The sequence below is a fragment of the Psychrobacter sp. ANT_WB68 genome, from assembly GCF_008369115.1.
Lineage (GTDB): Bacteria > Pseudomonadota > Gammaproteobacteria > Pseudomonadales > Moraxellaceae > Psychrobacter.
Genome location: NZ_VOAZ01000001.1, coordinates 78,992 through 95,446, shown reverse-complemented (window position 1 = coordinate 95,446; position 16,455 = coordinate 78,992). Strand labels below are relative to the sequence as shown.

Annotated in this window: 13 protein-coding genes; 9 read left to right on the top strand and 4 right to left on the bottom strand. The window is 44.0% G+C overall.

What is annotated here, in order from left to right:
• Positions 1 to 9: 9 nt before the first annotated feature.
• Positions 10 to 639: a heme ABC exporter ATP-binding protein CcmA gene (ccmA, locus tag FQ084_RS00370; RefSeq protein ID WP_149488676.1), complete on the bottom strand. Its 630-nt coding sequence runs from the start codon at positions 637 to 639 to the stop codon at positions 10 to 12.
• A gap of 76 nt (positions 640 to 715) precedes the next feature.
• Here ccmA and FQ084_RS00365 point away from each other — a divergent pair, with 76 nt between their 5' ends.
• The 4 genes from FQ084_RS00365 to FQ084_RS00350 all read left to right on the top strand — a co-directional run bounded on the left by FQ084_RS00365 (position 716) and on the right by FQ084_RS00350 (position 4,140).
• Entirely contained in the window at positions 716 to 1,834 is a 1,119-nt protein-coding gene (locus tag FQ084_RS00365; protein ID WP_262880603.1) for a hypothetical protein, read from the top strand.
• 67 nt (positions 1,835 to 1,901) lie between these two features.
• Positions 1,902 to 2,828 (top strand): YbjN domain-containing protein, encoded by a 927-nt coding sequence (locus tag FQ084_RS00360; protein ID WP_149488675.1) that lies wholly within the window; start codon positions 1,902 to 1,904, stop codon positions 2,826 to 2,828.
• Positions 2,829 to 2,950: 122 nt separating this feature from the next.
• A complete protein-coding gene (locus tag FQ084_RS00355; protein WP_149489540.1) occupies positions 2,951 to 3,868 on the top strand; it encodes a histone deacetylase in 918 nt (305 codons plus the stop codon).
• Between the two features lie 65 nt (positions 3,869 to 3,933).
• Positions 3,934 to 4,140, top strand: a complete 207-nt coding sequence (locus tag FQ084_RS00350) for a DUF2905 domain-containing protein (RefSeq protein ID WP_149488674.1) — start codon at positions 3,934 to 3,936, stop codon at positions 4,138 to 4,140.
• 2 nt (positions 4,141 to 4,142) lie between these two features.
• Here FQ084_RS00350 and FQ084_RS00345 read toward each other — a convergent pair whose 3' ends face one another.
• Positions 4,143 to 4,934: a sulfite exporter TauE/SafE family protein gene (locus tag FQ084_RS00345; RefSeq protein ID WP_262880602.1), complete on the bottom strand. Its 792-nt coding sequence runs from the start codon at positions 4,932 to 4,934 to the stop codon at positions 4,143 to 4,145.
• Between the two features lie 40 nt (positions 4,935 to 4,974).
• A complete protein-coding gene (coaBC, locus tag FQ084_RS00340) occupies positions 4,975 to 6,366 on the bottom strand; it encodes a bifunctional phosphopantothenoylcysteine decarboxylase/phosphopantothenate--cysteine ligase CoaBC (protein ID WP_149488673.1) in 1,392 nt (463 codons plus the stop codon).
• Positions 6,367 to 6,494: 128 nt separating this feature from the next.
• Here coaBC and radC point away from each other — a divergent pair, with 128 nt between their 5' ends.
• The 3 genes from radC (at position 6,495) to FQ084_RS00325 (ending at position 12,229) form a co-directional block, all read left to right on the top strand.
• Positions 6,495 to 7,178, top strand: a complete 684-nt coding sequence (gene radC, locus FQ084_RS00335) for a RadC family protein (RefSeq protein ID WP_149488672.1) — start codon at positions 6,495 to 6,497, stop codon at positions 7,176 to 7,178.
• 357 nt (positions 7,179 to 7,535) lie between these two features.
• Positions 7,536 to 10,451: an acyl-CoA dehydrogenase gene (locus FQ084_RS00330; protein ID WP_149488671.1), complete on the top strand. Its 2,916-nt coding sequence runs from the start codon at positions 7,536 to 7,538 to the stop codon at positions 10,449 to 10,451.
• Between the two features lie 404 nt (positions 10,452 to 10,855).
• The gene (locus FQ084_RS00325) at positions 10,856 to 12,229 is read left to right on the top strand and encodes a dicarboxylate/amino acid:cation symporter (protein WP_149488670.1); all 1,374 of its coding nucleotides are present in this window, start codon (positions 10,856 to 10,858) and stop codon (positions 12,227 to 12,229) included.
• A gap of 132 nt (positions 12,230 to 12,361) precedes the next feature.
• On the opposite strand, the gene FQ084_RS00320 is transcribed toward FQ084_RS00325, so the two are convergent.
• Positions 12,362 to 13,117 (bottom strand): TSUP family transporter, encoded by a 756-nt coding sequence (locus FQ084_RS00320; protein WP_149488669.1) that lies wholly within the window; start codon positions 13,115 to 13,117, stop codon positions 12,362 to 12,364.
• Between the two features lie 576 nt (positions 13,118 to 13,693).
• Here FQ084_RS00320 and nhaA point away from each other — a divergent pair.
• Positions 13,694 to 14,896 (top strand): Na+/H+ antiporter NhaA, encoded by a 1,203-nt coding sequence (nhaA, locus tag FQ084_RS00315; protein ID WP_149488668.1) that lies wholly within the window; start codon positions 13,694 to 13,696, stop codon positions 14,894 to 14,896.
• A 98-nt stretch (positions 14,897 to 14,994) separates the two neighbouring features.
• Positions 14,995 to 16,374 (top strand): oxygenase MpaB family protein, encoded by a 1,380-nt coding sequence (locus FQ084_RS00310; RefSeq protein ID WP_149488667.1) that lies wholly within the window; start codon positions 14,995 to 14,997, stop codon positions 16,372 to 16,374.
• Positions 16,375 to 16,455 lie beyond the last annotated feature (81 nt).

Here is a 16,455-nt window from a genome sequence, read left to right as displayed (position 1 = left end):
TGATAGTATTTACACCATATAATCGGACAAATCGAGCACTTGATTGGCAACGCCGACGGCCTGATGACTGGTCATTAATATCGCACCGCCAGCCATAGTAAATTCTCGCAATCTGTCTTCCATGCGCGCGACCATATCGACATCAAGCGCGGTAAATGGCTCGTCAAGCAACCATAAAGGGGTAACTTCAGGCGTTAATAAATACAAGCGCGCAAGGGTAATACGGCGCGTTTGCCCTGCAGACAAATGGCTTGAGCTAATGGTCTCAAAACCCTGCAATCCTACCCACGTGAGAGCGTCATCAATATCGGCGCTACTAGGGCTAATGCCATATAAATTGAGCAAAAAGGTGAGATTTTGGGCGACGGTCAAGTTTGGATGAATACCTAACTGGTGCGACACGTATAAAGGCTGCACAGGTAAGCTTGCTATTCCTTGATAAATAACCTCACCGCTCAGCACTGGCAATAACCCAGCTAATTGCATCAGTAGCGTCGTCTTACCCGTACCATTGGCGCCGATTAAGTGACAAATGCTACCAGCAGCCAGATTGAGCGTCACGCCTTCACATAAAGGGATTTCACCGCGCTGAACCGTCAGCTCATCAAGCACAAGTAAAGCTGTATTCAGAGCCGTCATCCAAACCTCTCATTATTTATTAAGCAGCAGGCAATATTCATCACAAACACAGAGGAAGTTCATGGCATAATACTTTATGCCTACCACAACCACACAGTATAACAAATTGTCGATTATTATGACCTCAAAACCTATGCAGACTTCAAAAGATATTCAAAACCCGAATCAAAACTTGGCTCAAAAATCAGACACGCCCATGCTAACTCTAAACAGCTTAATCGAGGCGCAAGTTGCCTTTATGCAGCAATGGCTGCGCTCACAAGCAGGGCCGCTATCAATGCAGGCTTGGCAGTGGTTTAGCGAGCAGCCACTGAGTAAATATATTAGTAGTGATGATTTGCAGCATCTTATTAATGACTGGTTTCTTAAACAGCCGCTAAGCGAGGTGATACGTCGCGATATTCGTGATATTTTGCATACTATTATCTATCATCCCGTTAATGATAATGTGCCTTTATCAGAGTTGGTTGATGATACCCAAGTTGAGATTCTAGCCAGTTATGTCGGCAGTCATGAAGAGCAGCGTCATATCTTGGTACATACGCTGGTCGGCAATGAAACCTTTGCTGATTTATTAACGCAAACGCTGTATCACGCTATCAATGATTTTATGGAAACCACGCTAGATAAAGCAGGGGCAGCCGGTAAACTGATGAAGTTTGGACGTAGCTCGTTTGAAAAAGCAACCAATCGCAATCTTGATGAAAAATTGCAGACCTACCTGCATCGTAATATTAAAGATTTAGCGCATAAAGCAGAAGCCAATGCCCAAGCGCATTTATCCAATGAAGAAGTGGCGCGTTTATTGGTAACGGGTTGGGGCCGTATCAAAGAAAAGCCGATTAGCGAAATCCAAACCTATTTACGTGATGAGCCTAACGATAGCAGTATTGAGCATATTGAAAACAGCATTCAGCAGAGCTATAACCGCCTGCGTCTATCACCTTATTTGCATAGCCTTGTAGCAGCGGGTGTCGATACGTGGTATACAAACCATCAAGACGATAGCATTGCCAATATCGCGGCAAGTTTAAATATCGATGAGCAGGCAATGACGCAATTGAGTACTGCCCTGCTACCTGTCGTCACTGACGCCCTTGAAAGCTCATGGGTTACGGCGCATATAACAGAAATGCTGCAAACGTTTTATGCCCAGCCGAGTATCAAAGCAGGATTGGTATTTAGCACAGACTAATTTTTTTAGCGTACGGTTTATAATTTAGTTTTTAAACTTCCACCCTTTATTAGCTAGCCTACTATCTATGAGCCAATCTTATAAACTCAGCTTATGGCAAAGAATAAAACAGCTGCTCAACATATCAGCTGTGCAGACTGTTATTGATGATATTAAGATGGCTAAAGATTTGGATTCAGAGTTAGACTTAACAGCACAAGATAAAAACAATCTTAACCGCTCACAGGATGAGACAGATATTACCGAAACTTATCCTCAAGACAATGATGGTTATCATGACGATGATGATATAGATATTAGTGGCTCTAACCTTGACTTAAATCATAGCTTTGATAATAACCTTTATAACAGCCTGAATAGCAATCTTGATAGCACGCTAGATAATGACGTTGATACTGACGCTTATTTTGATAATGATATCGAAGGTATGACAAAGCAAGACAGTGCTAATGACACGCCCATCGTCAATTACCTTAAGCAGTATTTTGACGAGCAACAATGGCACTATAACCATTATCGACCCAAAAGCAGTGGCAATAAAAGCCATGATAGCCAGCAGTCACACCACTTATCTCTGAGAATGCGCAATAAAAAGCTTGATTGTGGCTATCTATTTCGCGTGCAAGAAAAAAATAACTTGCTGGCGGTCTATGGTATTTTACCGTTTTTGATACCCGAAAGCCATCAAAGCGCCGCCATGCTACTGATTACCCAAATCAATTACGACATGCTGATTGGTAATCTTGAGATGGACATCAATGATGGTGAGATACGCTACAAAAACGCCATCGATATCGAAGCAGTCGGTATTGATGAAAATACCATTGAGCATTTATTACAAAGCGTCATCGCGATGACCACGGTCGCTTACGAGATATTTAGTGACTTGGTCAACAATCAAAATCCTACTGAAGAATTGCCAGATTTACTGATGGCGCTACATCAACAAGAGGATTCTCGAACCTTTTTCTTACCAACTCAATTCGTTCAGTAATTAACTGAGAAAATAGACATCGGTACGGCAGGTTTTACAATTCCTCACTAATACCTTAATTTCGAAGCCCCGCAAACTATCTAGTCTTAAAAAACTCTCTAAAATAGAAACCACTTAAAATGATGCTAAAAATTGCTTACTCTGACATTTTTCGTTATTCCGTACCTGAAAAACACCGCTTTCCCATGCAAAAATACACCATGATTCCTGAGCGCTTACTAGCGGAAGGTACCATCAATAGCGGTAATTTTTTTGCCCCTGCGCGCTTAAGCGAAGATGAAATTTTAACCACCCATACACCCGAATACTGGTATCAGCTCAAAACCCAGACCTTACCACGTAAAGAAGCGCGAGCCATTGGCTTTGAGATGACGCCAGAGCTGGTAGAGCGTGGTCGTTATATTGCCCATGCCACTTATGAATGTGCGTTATACGCGCAGCAATATGGTGTGGCAATGAATGTCGCGGGTGGCACTCATCATGCTTTTGCCGATCATGGCGAGGGATTTTGTGTTTTTAATGATGTTTGTATCGCCAGCAATTTATTATTAAATCGCGGACAAGCGCAAAGAATATTAATAGTGGATTTAGACGTTCATCAAGGCAATGGCAATGCCAGTATCATGGCAAATGAGCCACGCGTTTTTGTCTTTAGTATGCATGGCGCGAAAAATTATCCATTTCGCAAACAAGTATCAGACTTAGACATCGAGCTAGATAATGATACAGGTGATGTGGAATATTTACAGATATTAGAGGATACGCTGCCGCGCTTAATCCATGAATTCGGGCCAGATATGATATTTTATCAATCCGCTGTCGATGTGCTAGCGACCGATAAATTAGGCAAACTTAGTCTAACGATAGAGGGTTGTAAGGCGCGTGATGAGTATGTCTTGCAACAAGCTAAAGCGGGCAATATTCCCGTCGCTATCGTCATGGGTGGCGGCTATTCAGAAGATATCGAAGAGGTGGTTGAAGCGCACTGCAATACATTTCGCTTGGCGCAACAGCTATTTTTTGCTGAATCAGTTGATTGATTGGCAGTGTATTAAGATGTGAGAAAAAATCAAGAAATAATGTAACGAAGTTAGTGAGACTTTAAATGGCAAAAATATTGATAATTATAGGGGTTTTATTGATTATGATAGGCGTTATTTGGCTGCTGTTTCCAAATGCGTTTTCATGGATAGGTAATATGCCAGGCGATATCAAACACACCTCAGGCAATACACGGGTTTATTTTCCAGTAGTCACTATGATAATAATCAGTATCGTTGCCACCGTACTGTTAAATTTATTCAATCGCTAGATTTATAACAATGCCGTTATTCCCTGCCAGCCGACACGAATACCTAGCACAGTAAGAATCAATAAAATAAGCTGGCGAAAGCGTGCTTGTGGCAAGTAGCGGCGCAAGCGAATGCCAACTAAAAGGGCGGCGATAGACATGACACTAAGTAAGGTAATCAACTGCCATTCACCGCTACTCAACGCCATGATAGGCTCACGCAAGACGATGATTTGGGCGATTTTACCCAAAAAATAGCACATGTTGCCGACTTTAGCGATGGTATGCTTATCGTCACTGGCGGACAATAAATACATCATTAATATGGTCGACATCGCATTGGTCGCACCGCCAATAATGCCTGCACTAAGTCCAACGATAATCAGTACAGGCTTGGTATTAGGCAGACGAATTTGCTTACCGAGTAAGCTACTAATGACATAAAAGCCAATAACCGCTGTCAATACCAACAAGATATAAGCGCTATCCACCCATAGCAATAACTTTGCGCCAAGCATACTACCGAGCAGACTGGTTAACGCCAACAACCAATAGCGTCTGCCGTAATAGATAAAATTTTGCCAAATCGTGCGCTCGCCACCCGCTAGCCAAGTCATGGCATTGAGCAATAAGGATGGAAATATCACCAAAACAATAGCATGCGGCAAAGGGTAAATGCTGGCAAGCGCGGTGGTAGTCACTAACGTCACACCCAGTCCGCTAATACCATGCAGCAATGATGCCAGTGCAAAGATTGCAATCAGTAATAGTGTCTGGGTGCTATCGTCATCCATCATATCTGCAATATTCGTCATAGAAACTTAAGACCTAATCGCCACATTGATGATGACCTGACTAGGCATTATGACGTTGCCAGATGGTTTCACCGATAATAGTAGCCAACTGCTCGGCAATATTATCTTTGCTCGCCTTATCCAGTGTCACGCTATCGTGCTCATAGCGTTCTGAGAAAAATACTTGCATGGCATTATCATCACTCGCAAAACCAATATCTGCTCGTGAGACATCGTTACAAGCAATTAAATCCAAATCTTTAGACACTAATTTACCACGAGCATAGCGCTCGACATATTGCGTTTCTGCCGCAAAACCAACGACAAACAGCTCTGGATGGGCAAGCGAAATCGTCGCTAAAATATCAGGGTTTTTAACCAAGCTTAGCGTCATCGCCTCTTGGGTCTTTTTGATTTTTTGCGGTGCCGCTTCTTCAGTACGATAATCAGCGACAGCCGCGGTGGCGATAAAGATATCGGCGACTTTTACGTTGTCATCAGTAACATTCTCAGCATGCTGATGTTCTTCTCCGCAATCACAGTCGCCATGGTGATGAGCATGTTCATGGCTGTGTTCATGAGAATGGTCGTGCGTATGCTCGTGAGAGTGCTCATGTTCTTCTTCAGGCAGATACTGTAGCGCACTATGCGTACCTTCTACACATTGCTGTGCCACTACCAGCATCTCTTTGGCTGATAGGACATCAATACGCGTGACATTGAGCGGTGTTGGCAGCGCAACTTTGCCACCAGCAATCAAAATAACGTCTGCACCAGCGGCAACACAAGCACGTGCTAAAGCAAAGCCCATTTTGCCAGTAGAATGATTGGACAAATAACGCACAGGATCGATAGCTTCTACCGTCGGACCTGCGGTAATCACGACTCTTTTGCCTGCCAATAACTGCGGTGTGGTTTGCATGGCCGTAAATAATTGTACCTCAGCCAAAAGCTGCTCAGGCTCAGGTAAGCGCCCTGCACCCACATCACCGCATGCCTGCTCGCCGCTGGCTGGTTGGATAATTTGATAGTTCATATCACGCAGGGTTTGTACATTGAGATTCACCGCTGGATGCGCCCACATTTGCTGATTCATCGCTGGCGCAATAATGACCGGCGCTGTCGTTGCCAAGCAGACAGTGGTCAATAAATCATCTGCCATACCCATCGCAAGCCGCGCCAGAGTATTGGCTGAGGCAGGTGCAATCACAATCAAGTCCGCCCATTTGGCAAGCTCGATATGCCCCATTCCCGCTTCTGCTTGCTCATCTAACAAGGAGACATGCACCTCATTGCCAGTCAAAGCTTGCAAGGTAAGTGGCGTGATAAAAGCTTGAGCGCCTGTGGTCATAATGACGCGCACATCAAAGCCCGCCTTGATTAATAAGCGAGCGAATATAGCAGATTTATAAGCGGCAATACCGCCGGTGATAGCAAGCACAATATTAGACATAAGCATGGCATCAGTAAAAAAATGGAAGATAAAAATTGCGCTTATAGTAACAATTATGCGATAAGTTAGGGGAAGTTTTGTGGATTTATCTCACTTATCTGGCAGCTATCCCTTATCAAGGAGTAACAATGGCAATTAAAGACTGGCATGAAGATGATAGACCGCGTGAAAAGCTGCTGAAGTTTGGCGCAGCTCATCTATCTGATGCTGAGATATTAGCGATATTCCTGCGGACGGGCACCCAGTCACAATCGGCAATCGAGTTGGCGCGCCATTTAATCGACAAGTTTGGTAGCCTAGCAGAGCTGTTGGCCGCACCGCAAGAGACTGTTTTAGCTTGTCATGGTATAGGTCCTGCCAAATACGCCCAGATACTGGCATCACTTGAGATGGGCACGCGCTATTTAGACAGCCAGCTTAAAACTGGTCACGCCCTTGGGCGCTCGCAAATGGTCAAAGACTATATTAGTACCCAGCTGCGCGGTGAGCACCGTGAAGTCTTTGCCGTACTGTGTTTGGACAATGCGTTAAATCTAATCAATTTTGAGATATTGTTTACTGGCGGCATTTCTTCTTGCTCGGTTTGTATCAAACACGTCTTGCGTCATGCGTTGAGCCACGCTGCCAGTCAGCTTATCGTCGCCCATAACCACCTCCATACAGATGCGACCCCTTCAACGGCAGACAACTTATTAACCTACGAGCTAAAAAAGGCATGCGACTTAATAGATTTGTCATTGGTTGACCACATTATTGTCGGACGCAATGAAACCCTCTCTTATGCTGAAAGCTGCCTACCACCTTTTGGCTAAAGATCAATAACAGCTGGTTATATCAACAAAGCTTGATACATATTATCGACACAGCGTAGCATTTTGGCTCTTGATACTTATAAACAACTGTTTCATATTAGTAGTTAACTTTATTTTTGCTGTGACAGTTCTTAGTGGGCCTACTATTGACAGATTTATTTAGTAATAGGTTTGCTCTTATTAAACCTATTAGGCTGCCATGTATAGTGTAGAACACGGGCATTTATTTTGTCCTACAAATTAACTTATCGCATAAAACATGTGATGGAAAAACAAAATAACAACTAAAGTTCTTCCCTCATTTTTTATTCATTTAAACTTTACGCTTGTGCATTCAGCGTTATAAAGGAGACAGTCATGGCCATTGGCTTATTTATTCTGGCAGTCATCATTCAATTAGCCATGGTCTTGGCCATCTTTTTGTTGTCGTTATCGCGTGTCACTGGCAGCATCGTTGCCCTCATTACCGTCCTCGTCACTGCCTTTATCAGTCCATGGTCGCTCATCTTAGGCATACCGATAGCATTATTATGCTTAGTATTACTCATTACCCCACTTCGCCAATCATTGATTACTCAGCCTGTGTATAAAGCATTGGGCGGTGCCATGCCTAGCATGAGTGATACCGAACGTGAAGCGCTCGATGCTGGTACCAGTTGGTGGGAAAAAGAGCTGTTTATGGGCGCGCCAGATTGGGATACCTTTGCAAAATATCCTTATCCTGAATTATCAGAAGAAGAGCAAAGCTTTATTGATAATGAAGTAGAAGTACTGTGTGCCATGCTCGATGAATGGCAAATCCATCACGAAGATAAAGAGCTGTCACCAGAGGCGTGGCGCTTCATTAAAGCCAATGGCTTTTTAGGTTTAATCATCCCGAAAGAATATGGCGGTTTAGCATTTAGCTCTTATGCCCAAAGTCGAGTAATGAGTAAAATCGCTTCGCGCTCACCGACGGCTGCCGTTACCTGTATGGTACCGAACTCACTTGGTCCTGGTGAGCTATTGATGCACTATGGCACTGATGAGCAAAAGCAGCGCTGGCTACCGGGTCTGGCTAAAGGTGAGGAAATTCCTTGCTTTGGTTTGACTGGTCCAGAAGCGGGCTCTGATGCTGGTGCCATTCCTGATACCGGCGTGGTCTGTTATGGCATGCATGAAGGCGAGCAAGTTCTCGGCCTGCGTATGAACTTCTCTAAGCGCTGGATTACTCTAGCCCCTATCGCAACCGTCGTTGGTTTAGCCTTTAAAATGCATGACCCAGAAGGGTTGCTTGGCGACCCTGAAAAAACTGATTATGGTATTACCTGTGCCCTCGTTCCTGCCAGTCATGAAGGGGTCGTTACAGGTCCGCGTCACAATCCAATCGGCTCGCCATTTATGAATGGTACGGTCGATGGTAAGGACGTCTTTATACCGCTAGATTATATTATCGGTGGCGTTGAAAATGCGGGTCGTGGTTGGCGGATGCTGATGGAATGCTTAGGCGTTGGACGCGGTATCTCCTTACCAGCGCTATCAACGTCTGCCAGTGAAGTCAGTTATTTGACCGTTGGGGCGTTTGCGAAAGTGCGTGAGCAATTCAAAATCTCTGTCGGCAAGTTTGAAGGGGTGCAAGATGCCACTAGCCGCATTGCTAGTAACACTTATATGTTAGAGGCTTTCCGTCATTTAGTCACCTGTGGACTGAACCAAGGTGGTACGCCATCAGTGATGACGGCAATGGCAAAATACTATGCCACTGAGACCATGCGCGGGATCATTAATGACGGTATGGATGTCGTTGGCGGTCGCGCCGTACAAATGGGGCCACGTAACTTTTTAGCGATTCCTTATCAAGCGATTCCAGTCTCTATCACCGTTGAGGGCGCCAATATATTGACGCGCTCATTGATGATATTTGGTCAAGGGGCGATGCGTTGTCACCCTTATCTATTTGATGAGCTGCAACTGCTACAAAGTGATGATAAAGAAGGCGCGCTCAAGCAGTTTGATAACTTATTCTTTAAACACTTGGGTTATACCTTTAATCGCGGCGCCAAAGCATTTGTTGCAGGTTACGTCGGTGGAAGCAATCATGCGCCAAGCTTTGCCGATAGCTTTACCCGTCCTTATTATAAAGACATCAATCGTTTGAGCGCAGGCTTTGCCCTAACCGCCGATATGTCTTTAGGCTTATTAGCAGGTGATTTAAAACGTAAAGAGATGTTGTCTGGGCGCTTAGCAGATATTCACGCGCATCTATTTATCTGTACAGCAATTTTGCAATTTTATGAATATGGCTCTAAGTCAAAAGCCGAACGCTTGCATGCAGAAGTCGCACTAAAAAATAGCCTTTATACCATTCAAGAAGCCTTTTTATCTTTATTTGCCAACTTCCCAAATCGCATGGCGGCAAGTGTGGTCAGCTTTGTGACTTTCCCAAGTGGTCGTATTTTTGTGCCGGTGAGCGATGAGTTAAAACGCCAATTGGGCGATACCTTTATGGATGACTTTGAAGCCAATCCATTCCGCGATTATCTCAAAACTATGGTGTATTACAATACCGAACCTGATGATGTCACGGGGCGCATGGAGCACGCTTATCAAACGCTGCTTGACGTTGAACCTTTATGGCAGAAGTTTAAAAAGGCTGAGCATAAAGACAACTTTGAAGGTCTGACCTTTGAAGATCACGTGGTCTACGCCAGCCAAAACGGTGATATTACTGAAGAAGAGGCTGAAGTACTTATTCAATATAACGCCATCCGCTATGATTCATTATTGACCGATGTGTTCGATGAGCATCTCTCTAAAGCACAAGAACGTCACAATCCGCACAGTTTAGAAAATGCGGTATATCAGCTGACGGATTATGCGCAATTAAAAAATGATGCTCAAGCAAAAAATGGCATCGCGACTGATAACACTGAGCAAACGGCTCAACCTATCTCTTCGGTAACGGATAATCAAGAAGCAACCGGTGATGCCAATCCTGACCACGGATATGAGAGCGACGGTGATGTAAAAATGGTTAGTGAGCAAAACACGGTCAAGGAAGTTCAGGCGCAAACCGATTTTGCAAAGTCGAACCCGAAAGCAGAAGCCCTTGATCCGCGTCACCGTGATGCAGAAACGCACTTAAGCGAGCGCATGGGCCAAAATCATAGCCTGAACAAAACTGGCCAAATTAGCCCTGCAGCAGAAACCCTCACAGATAGTGAGGTAGGAAAAGCTGGCAATCATCCTGAATGGAAGGACGGCTTACGTCGTGACGAAAACGATAAGGTTTAAGTAGCTACAAACCAACGTTTTTCTAAGACTTACTTTTCGACTTAAGCGAGATTATCTAACAGGGATAGTCTCGCTTTTTCTTGTGTGTGTGCCATGGCTATTACGCACAAGTCTATGCGTAAACTACTGATGTTATTCGATTCAATCTTCTTCAATTTACTCTAAAATTTTTGACTATGACTAAGCACAGAACACAGCAGTGAGACAATGTCACGTTATTTAAGTCATAAAAATTTCTTGCAGTATCCCCAACAATTCTTTTATATTGTCCCCAAAATCTGGCTTGATGGTCAGATAACCAATCTATAGACGTCATAAAAGTCATAGCGAAAGCGATATTGCACTCATATAGAGTGCAATATTTCAGCTATTTCTGTACATGACGGACACCAAGGGTAGAATTTATGTGGAAGAATATGGGTCTAACGGGCAAGATTATTGTTGCCATGGTGCTGGGTATCATTCTAGGCTTGTTTATAAACTATTTTGGCTTAAATGCCGAGGGCAGCTTTGTTAATGAGTATGTGACCAATGGTTTTTTTGCCATCATCGGTAAGCTATTTGTCAACTCGCTAAAAATGCTCGTTGTGCCATTGGTACTAATTTCGCTTATCTGTGGGGTTTGTGGCATTGGTGATATACGCTTGCTGGGTCGTATCGGTACCAAAACTTTTTTCATCTATATGATGACAACGGCGCTTGCCATTGCGACCGCTATTGGACTTGGTGTGCTGTTTGGTATCGGTAAAGGCATGGATATCGGAACGGATGCGGCTTTTGAGGCGCAATCAGCACCTCCACTGCTTGATGTATTCTCCAATATTATCCCATCCAATCCCATCAGTGCGATGGCAAATGGCGATATGCTATCGATTATCTTCTTTGCTATTTTAATCGGCATCAGTATCTTGATGGTTGGTAAGCCGGCCAAAGGCTTGGTACAAAGCTTGGAGCTTATCAATGAAGTCATTTTAAAAATGGTGACCATCATTATGAACCTTGCTCCTTACGGTGTTTTTGCACTTTTAGCCAAAGCGATGGCTGAGCTCGGTTTAGACCTTATTTGGTCATTGCTCGGCTACGTCGCCGTACTGATTGGCTCGCTAGCATTTCATTTCTTTGTGACCATGATGATTATCCTCAAGCTGGCTTCGGGCTTGTCGATTAGAACTTTTTTATCAAAAATGCGTGAAGTACAAATCTTCGCTTTTAGCACCTCAAGCTCGAACGCGACGATTCCAATCACCTTGCGTACGGTCACCAAACGCATGGGGGTCAATAACTCTGTTGCGTCGTTCACGGTACCATTTGGTGCGACCATCAACATGGATGGCACCGCCATCATGCAGGGAACCGCGACCATTTTTATTGCCAATATTTATGGTATTGATTTGGGTGTGACCGACTATCTAGTCGTTATTCTGATGTCCGTGCTCGCCTCTGTCGGTACGGCAGGCGTTCCTGGCGTTGGTTTAATCATGCTATCGATGGTATTTGCACAAGTGGGCTTACCGATTGAAGGCATTGGTCTGATATTAGGGGTTGATCGTATCCTTGATATGTTACGTACTGCCGTCAATGTCGGTGGCGATGCTGCCGTGACTGCTATCGTTGCAAAATCAGAAGGCAAAATGGATATCGCGATTTATAATGACCCTGATGCTGGTTCAAAAGACATTTTCGATGGTCATATCGATGAAAACAGCGAGCGCGAATTTTCTGAAGTCTTTAGCGATGGTATTATGGGCAGTGAATACGACGATATTAAACGGGGCTAAATTAAACGCGGCGTGTCTGTAGTATAAAATAGCCAGTTATAAAATATTGATAACAAAAAAACCTCAGCCAATTGGTCTGAGGTTTTTTATTGCTATCGTGAATGGTATTTTTAACATTAATAGCAAAATTAATTAGCCGAGCACATATTTGGTTAGCATCGCGAGACAAACCAATACAATCATGGGGCGAATAAGCTTGCTACCACCTTTGACTACCATATGTGAGCCGAAATAAGCACCTATCGTCTGCCCTACCATCATTGCCAGCCCCACTTTCCACAACACATTACCGCCCAAGATAAAGAATATTAACGAGCCTATATTAGTGGACAAATTAAGTACCTTTGCAGCGCCTGTCGCTTCGATAATTTTTCGACCGCGCAGCGCCACATTTCCTAAGGCAAAAAACATCCCCGTTCCCGGCCCGATATAACCATCATAGAAACCAATCAAGGGCGCCACTACTTTTTGCCACTTGCTTTCTGAGATGCGCGGTGCGGCTTCCACTTCACCCAACCTTGGGGCAAACAAGGTATAAATACCAATCGCCGCAATCAAAAACGGAATCAGTTTTTCTAATAAATCAGGCGGCGATAACTGGACGGCAATCGTGCCAAGAACAGAACCTATAAAAGCCGCGATAATCGCCGTTTTTATATTCTTGGGTTTGACGACACCTTTTCTAATCATCGTAATGGACGCCGCGAGCGCTCCTGACGCCGCTTGTAATTTATTCGTCCCCAAGGTTAGTACGGGTGGAATATTGGCTAGCAGCATGGCTGGAATGGTTAATAGCCCCCCGCCGCCAGCGATGGCATCGATGAATCCTGCCAATGCGGCAACGGCCGTTAGCATTAAAATAATCTCGATAGAGAGTGATAAGTCCATGACACCGACCTTGAAAATTTATGACACAAAAAAAAAGCGCGTTTGAGAATATCAGGCTAAGCATTTAACAACTGATGAAATCATGACTACTGTCATCACCTTTATCTTAATAACTTGTATATTAAAGACTTTCATTTTAGTAGTTATTTTTTGCTTAACCGCATGTCATCAGCCCTAAAACTGAAAGTAGGATTTGCTTAAAGGCGCTCATTATAGAGATAAAAAAGTAAAAAAAGCCAAAAACCTAGCAAAGTCTGCTAGATTTGTCATATCAGCTTTTTTACCAGTCTCTGTTTTAACCATCATAAAGCCTTCAAGTAAGAAGCATGAAACCGTTAACGTATTTAATTGTCTATATGAATGAGATTATGAGAAACTAGAGCCACCTATTTGTTACATCAAGCTATATCAGTATTGATGATGGACTATCGCTTCACTACGCTCAGTAAACTTAAGCAAATCATACCCAAGCATAATAAAGCTCAGCAGAACGAAGCAAACCCAATAACCAAATAACCATAGGCACTTGAAGTTCTTGAATAATTTAGCACGTTTTATTTAGTCAATGAGGATGATATGGCAATACAAAGAATCAAAGCATTTTTTAACCTCGAGGCGTCAGGCGGCATTGTCTTAGCGCTGGCAGCTATCGCGGCAATGATTATTGCCAACACTCCTCTTAACACTTGGTATGAATCGTTTATTCATGCGCCCGTCGCCATTCAAATCGGCAGCTTTGCGATTGCAAAAGACGCACACCATTGGATCAATGATGGTCTGATGGCGGTGTTCTTTTTTTTAGTCGGTCTCGAGCTTAAGCGTGAAGTGCTTATCGGCGAACTCTCCAACGTCAAGCAAATTATTTTACCGGCTGGCGCGGCATTGGGCGGGATGATTATGCCGGCTATCGTCTATCTGCTTTTTAACTATAATGAGCCTGAATTTTGGAAAGGTTGGGCGATTCCTGCGGCGACCGATATTGCCTTTGCCCTTGGCATTTTAAGCCTACTTGGCAATCGTGTGCCAAATTCATTAAAAGTCTTTTTGGTATCTATTGCTATTTTCGATGATATTGGCGCTATTTTAATCATCGCTTTATTTTATACCAGCGACTTGTCACTTGGATCACTGGCTATCGCCGCTTTGTGCCTGCCATTCTTATATTTGCTCAATCGCCGTAACGTTACGAGTATCACCCCTTACATACTGATTGGGGTCATTATGTGGATTGCCGTGCTCAAATCCGGCATTCATGCGACGTTAGCTGGGGTGGTACTCGCCTTATTTATTCCTTTATTCGATCGTACTGATCCTGAGCATTCCCCACTTGAAGAGCTCGAGCACGACCTACAAAACACCGTCTCTTACGGTATCCTGCCATTATTTGCCTTTGCCAATGCTGGTATATCGCTCAAAGGGGCAGGCTTTGCTGAACTATTTCATTCGGTGCCACTTGGTATTGCCGCTGGACTGTTTATCGGCAAACAAATGGGGGTGATGATAATGTGCTGGTTAATTTTTAAGCTGGGTATTTCTACCATGCCAAAAGGGATGACTTTTAAACAAATCTATGGCGCGGCCTTACTTTGTGGTGTTGGTTTTACCATGAGTTTATTTATCGGTGGCCTTGCATTTGGCGGCGCCACACCATTATTTGATGAGCGTTTGGGCATCATTATGGGTTCAATCGTTTCTGGTATTGCCGGCTATCTGATGCTTAAAGCGACCTTGAAAGACGATGTCAATAATACCTCCGTGGACTTAACCCATCATTCATAATGACTCATTGAGCGACTTATGACTAGGTTGCTCAAATCGTCGCTCAAAGCGCTTAAAACTGGCCAATAAAAACCAATTGCTAAAGAGTGCTTATAAACATGAATTCCATCGATATCTCTAAAAAAATCGCCAAAACCAATGCCGCCAGTGCTCAGAGAGATACTACCCCTCATCAAGCGCCTGACTCTTATCAACGGCATGGGCGTACGACGGCGATTGACGACCATAGTGACCTACAAGTCTTAAAACGCATTAAACGTTATTTATTGCCAAAAGACTTTGTCATCTCGCAAGATTTATTAAACGAGATGGTTGCTGGCTACGATATTGGTGATCCATTAGCAGATGCGTTAGCCGCAGATGGTATTCGTTTTGCAAAGCCTTTACAGCAACTTATCATCAGCGACAATAGTAGTGGCAGCAACATCGACGCTAACCTTACAAATAACCCTGCATTTAACGCCTTAACTGAGCAGTTTAGTAGGCACCCTACTTGGTATGATCCGAAACTTGCACAAATTGGTGCGATCGCTTATCGCCGTTATCCACTGATGCTGATTTGGCTATTGCGTAATGTCGCCTTAATGGCAGGCTATAGTATTCCCGCCTTATCCTTACCGCTCATTCAAACGGGCGCATTGATGCACGATGCCCTACCGCGCCTGATGCGGACTTATGCTTATATCCTAGCCGTCTCTGAACATCCTCAACTGAATATGAAGACAAGTAATAATCGCCAACCTATCGAGCAGGTATTGGCGATTGGCTCTGAAGGTTGGCGGCAATCCATCACGGTGCGGCAAATACATACCTTGGTACGTAGCAACTTGCTCAAAGGAAAAGGCAATAGAGCGGAAGACGTCATAGCCAATGCCGATCAACACCATAACCCAGATGGCAGCTGGAATACGGCCTACTGGGGCCTCCCTATTAATCAAACCGATATGATTGCCACCCATTTGCAGTTTTCATTGTTGATTATGCGCGGGTTACGACTACTAGGTGCACGCATCAGCAGCGAAGAAGCTGAAGGCATCCTACATTTATGGAATCTTGCTAGCTACTGGATGGGCGTTGATTTAGAGCGCTTACCAAAGGATGAAGCCGCCTGTTGGGAGTGGCTTTACACCTATTTATCGATTCAGCAGCTTGATTTTAAAATGGGACAGCCATTAGCCAAAGCCCTGCACGATTTGCCGCGGCAGCTGATGGGCGAAGACAATCGCCGTGGGCGTTTCGTTGAAATGGTTAATGCTAGCGTGACACGTACCTTGGTCGGCGATGATATTGGTGATGGGCTGGATTTGCCAAAATCGAAAATTCGCTTTGGTGTTTTATCTTCAGTCCCAATTCTATTTGCCCTCGACACGGCACGCCAACACAATCAAAGGGTGGCTGAAAAACTAGAAGCCTTCCGTGCCAAACGCCAAGATAATATGAATTGGTGGCTAAAGAAAAACGATGAATACTACAAATAAAGAATGATGAGTGCAAAATAGTAAAAGGAGAAAAACTACTCAACATACCGTCTTTTCATATCAAATGACACTGATAACAAA

What these genes read in the sequence shown, in the direction of transcription:
- ccmA (WP_149488676.1), bottom strand. Translation starts at nt 639, where the DNA reads ATGACGGCTCTGAATACAGCTTTACTTGTGCTTGATGAGCTGACGGTT.
- FQ084_RS00365 (WP_262880603.1), top strand. Translation starts at nt 716, where the DNA reads ATGCCTACCACAACCACACAGTATAACAAATTGTCGATTATTATGACC.
- FQ084_RS00360 (WP_149488675.1), top strand. Translation starts at nt 1,902, where the DNA reads ATGAGCCAATCTTATAAACTCAGCTTATGGCAAAGAATAAAACAGCTG.
- FQ084_RS00355 (WP_149489540.1), top strand. Translation starts at nt 2,951, where the DNA reads ATGCTAAAAATTGCTTACTCTGACATTTTTCGTTATTCCGTACCTGAA.
- FQ084_RS00350 (WP_149488674.1), top strand. Translation starts at nt 3,934, where the DNA reads ATGGCAAAAATATTGATAATTATAGGGGTTTTATTGATTATGATAGGC.
- FQ084_RS00345 (WP_262880602.1), bottom strand. Translation starts at nt 4,934, where the DNA reads ATGACGAATATTGCAGATATGATGGATGACGATAGCACCCAGACACTA.
- coaBC (WP_149488673.1), bottom strand. Translation starts at nt 6,366, where the DNA reads ATGTCTAATATTGTGCTTGCTATCACCGGCGGTATTGCCGCTTATAAA.
- radC (WP_149488672.1), top strand. Translation starts at nt 6,495, where the DNA reads ATGGCAATTAAAGACTGGCATGAAGATGATAGACCGCGTGAAAAGCTG.
- FQ084_RS00330 (WP_149488671.1), top strand. Translation starts at nt 7,536, where the DNA reads ATGGCCATTGGCTTATTTATTCTGGCAGTCATCATTCAATTAGCCATG.
- FQ084_RS00325 (WP_149488670.1), top strand. Translation starts at nt 10,856, where the DNA reads ATGTGGAAGAATATGGGTCTAACGGGCAAGATTATTGTTGCCATGGTG.
- FQ084_RS00320 (WP_149488669.1), bottom strand. Translation starts at nt 13,117, where the DNA reads ATGGACTTATCACTCTCTATCGAGATTATTTTAATGCTAACGGCCGTT.
- nhaA (WP_149488668.1), top strand. Translation starts at nt 13,694, where the DNA reads ATGGCAATACAAAGAATCAAAGCATTTTTTAACCTCGAGGCGTCAGGC.
- FQ084_RS00310 (WP_149488667.1), top strand. Translation starts at nt 14,995, where the DNA reads ATGAATTCCATCGATATCTCTAAAAAAATCGCCAAAACCAATGCCGCC.